This window comes from Kitasatospora sp. NPDC093102, from assembly GCF_040683915.1.
Classification (GTDB): Bacteria; Actinomycetota; Actinomycetes; order Streptomycetales; family Streptomycetaceae; genus Kitasatospora.
This window is the reverse complement of sequence record NZ_JBFBFA010000115.1, coordinates 1-3,877: the sequence shown is the minus strand read 5'-3', so window position 1 is coordinate 3,877 and position 3,877 is coordinate 1. Positions and strand designations below refer to the sequence as shown.

Sequence of the window (3,877 nt, the reverse complement as noted above, 5' to 3'; positions counted from 1 at the left end):
GTGGCGGGGGTCGGGGGTGGTGTGGCGTCGGTGGGGGCGTTGGCGGGGTTCGAGGGCGGGTCGGTCGATGCGAAGGTGTTGGCGGAGGCGATCGCTTCGGGTGGGTTGTTGGGTGTGGTGGGTGGGGGTGTGGATCTGGCGCATCGCGCGGTGATGCACAGGTCGGGGTTGCCGGGAGCCGGTTTCGGGGGCGAGCACACCGTCGGGGTGGCGGATCCTTTGGTGGCCCCGGATCTGCCGGTGGCCCCGAGCGGGGAGCCGTCCGGGGCCCATCTGGACGTGTGGTTCGAGGGGTTGTCGGACGGGCGTCGGGAGGTGTATGCGGGGCTGGTGTCGCAGGTGGCGGACGTGCCCATGGTCGACCGGACGTGGCAGGACCGGCGGTTCGTTCGTCGGGCGATGTGGGCGGGGGAGCGGTCGCTGGTCGAGTGGCAGACCCGGCAGGGCCTGGTGCCGACGGTCGGGGGCAAGGGCAAGGCGGTGGATTCGGGCGTCTCCGTGCTGGGGCCGGCGGAGCAGGAGGCCTTCCGGCGGGGAGCGCGCGAGGTCGCGGAGGTGGAGGGCCGCGTGGCTCGCGGCGTGCCCGGAGGCGCGCCCGATCAGTCCGGGCCGGCGCCTGAGGAGCAGGGGCACGCGGGGCCGTCCACCCAAACAGCCACGGCCAACGCCAGTGCCGGGGAGTCGCACCATCTGGAGATCCCGCCGTTTCCGGCCGTGCCGGTGCGCGGCACGGCGTCGACGGCCGGGTGGCATGACAACTGGGTGCTGGACCCGGCCGTCCACCCCTTCGGTTCGGTGGTGGAGGTGCACGGAGGGCTGGGCGCCCAGATCCTCCAGGTGCCGAAGATCGGTCACCTGGACGCGAGTTCGGCGCCGCCCGATTCCGTCCTGGTGCCGACCGAGCACGGCTGGCGGATCGCCGACCCGGAGAGCGGGGCGGAGGCGTGGGGCGAACTGCTCGCCGAAACCGACTTCGTGACGGTGCAGCTCCCGGTGAACGTCCCGAGCGACCCGGCGGTGGCGGGGCTGTTCGCGAACACCGTCTCCCTCGTGAGGGAACACGGCGAGCTCCTGGTGAACCTCGTCGTGGCACCGCCCGACGCGCCGATGGGGCTCGACCCTTACGGGGAGCTGACCTTGGGCGCCGGAGCCGACTGGATCGGTGGTGAAACCGACCACGCCGGGCGAGTGGTGCTGGGCGACCGGCCGTGGTTCAAATTGAGCTCGGCGGGGTTCTACGTGACGGGCGGGGAGCGATGGGAGGCGGCCTGGCACGCGCTGGACCAAGGGCAGCCGACCGAGGCTTTCGCGATCCCCGTGGTGGCTTGGAAGAAGGACGAGTTCCTGGTGCCGGAGCGCCAAGGGGACCACTTCGTGCACACCCAGCCCAGGGGGATGAAGGCGCTGATGGAGAAGGTGAAGGCCGGGCCGGACCGATTCGCGCAGCTGCTCCCGGCGACCCGGGTGAACGATTCGGCCGTACTGTCGGACGCGCTCCTGGACGAGTGGGCGTCGGTCCTCGGATATCCGGTCGTGGCTCCGGCGGCGGATTCGACCTGGGACCAGCTGGCCGTCGTCGACCGGCGCATGGTGCGGGTGGCGGGCACCGACGGAATCTCTCCAGGAAGGTGGAGGCTCGCCACCCCGCCGGATCACCCGTTCCAAGGCATGTTCGTCCATTCCGACGAGCATGGTCGTGTGACGTGGCCCCCCCGGTCCGTGCCACAGCCAGGTTTTGAGAGGCAAGCCTGGGAGGGAGCGACTTCGGAGATCGTTGCCGGCACGATCGGCGGCATCCTGAGCGATTGGGCACCCAGGGAGAGTTCGAGCTCCAGGCCGCCCGTTGACCTGCGCGCCGCGCTGATCGAGCGGTTCGTGACCCGGAGCCAGGACCACGATCCGCTGACCCTGGCCGGCGCCGAACTGCTGGAGGGGTTCGGTACTACCCCGACGGCCGTCAACGAGGCGAGGTGGGACGCCTGGCGGGAGATGATCGACGAAGGCGACAGGCTGCAGGAGCGTGACCTCGCGAGACGGGAGGAGGCGCTGGAGGAACATCGGCGGAGTGCGCTGGCCCTCTCCTTGCACCTGGACGAGAACGAGCTGCTTCGGCTCGAAGCCGAAGCGAGGGCCGAACACTCCGAGACGCTGGCCGACGACGCGCCGACCCTGTTCGACGAGGTCCTCCACGGGCTCCATCACATCGTGGTGGAGACGGGCCTGGCTCCCAGTTGGTTCGCCGACGCACAGGACTACCTCGAACCGGATTCGGAGAGCGGTCACGCCCTGCTGCAGCTGTACGACCTCTACGACCGCCACGGCATCGACGGGTTGAGGGAACTGCGGGACAGACTGCGGCACATCCTGGAGATCGCGCCCTGGCACGACCGGTGGTCCCGGGCCGAGCCGTTCGGCAGCGCCCGTTCCGATCGATTCCTGGTCCTCTCGTCGAGCACGGGCTCCGAGGACTCGCATGCGGTCATCGTCCAGCCCATCGGCGCGGTGCCGACAGGGCATCTCTTCGCCAAGCACCATGGTGGCCCTCGGAGCGGCTACGAACTGTCGTCGGATGCGAGCAGTCCTGGAGCGATGCCACGGACCCGTCCGGTGCCATGGAGTGGCGAGCCGGTCGTGTTCGTGTCGGGCCACGGATATCCCGGGGCCGCGGCGATAGACGCCCTCCCGTCGTGGGCGCCGGGTGAGTCGGGGAGCGCGTGGACCACGGCAGGACACCTGGCTGACGTGATCGCCGCGGACCAGGGCTTCCGGGCCATGTACGAGAGGTTCGGCAGCCGGCTGAGGGTGGTGCTCTACCAGTGCAGCGCCGGCCGCATGCTGACTGACGGCTTCCGATCGGTCGACGATTCCGGACGGGCCGCCTTCCGCCTCAGGGAACTCCAGGCCGCGTCCCACTTCGCCGAGCGTCTGCACGGTACCCATCGGATGCCCTTGAAGGTGTTCGCGAGTCCGTTCAAGGTCAGGACCGACCATCAGGGGAGACTCGTGGTGCGCGTCCCGCCCGAGCTCCACGACCGCCCCGAGACCCACTGGATCTCCGTCGAGCCGGGGGGCCAGGTATCCGGAGGCTTCCTGCCCGCAGTCGGCCCCGATGCGCTGTCGGCCCCCACCTCGGTCGTCAAACTGCCGGGCCACGACTGGCGCAAGCCTCTCCTCAGGGGAAACAGGTGGGAGATCGTGCTATCGGGTGACCCGAATCAGGCGGTCACGGCGGGGCTGGCAGGGGTGCTTCCCGACGGAGTGCTCGGAGGACTGCCCAGAATGGCGGGCACGGTACGGCAGCTCGCCGCCAGCAGGTTCTCCGCGTTCTACCTGTCATACAACTACGGAAGACGGGACGGACTTCCGCAGGATCCGGAGTTCTGGGCGGCCCTGGCCTTGGGCCGGTGGACCGACGCGGTCGAGCGGGCCGTGCCCCAAGTGCTGGCGACGGCGTACGGGCTGTCGTTCCTCGTCCTCGATGAGCAGCCGGAGACGGTCACCCTCATCACGTCCCAGGGCGCGGCGAAGATGTCGGTGGAGGACTATCAGCGCCTGCGCGTCCCCGGCGAGCCCGAACCGCTCTACCTGGTCGAGAGCAGGATCGGCCCGCTCGCCCTCCGGCCGATCGCGGCCCCGCAGCCGCAGACGCTCCCCGTGACGGCGATTCCGGCTGACGCCGTCGCCTGACGGAATGCCGTGGGCCGGCCGGCAGCAGCCGGCCGGCCCACGGACACCCCGAGGCCTCACAGCAGGACGGTCTGCTCCAGCGGGCCCGCGCCCTGGAAGGCGGCCCTGCAGAACTCGATGAACAACGGCCGCGGCGGCATGCCGATGGCCTGCGGCGGACAGTCGTGTTTGCCGATCTACCGTTGGTTGC

General features: G+C 70.3%; 1 protein-coding gene. It reads left to right on the top strand.

What is annotated here, in order from left to right:
- Positions 1-39 precede the first annotated feature (39 nt).
- Positions 40-3,687, top strand: coding sequence for a hypothetical protein (locus tag AB0O11_RS39105; protein ID WP_363397336.1), 3,648 nt, complete (start codon positions 40-42; stop codon positions 3,685-3,687).
- Positions 3,688-3,877: the final 190 nt, after the last annotated feature.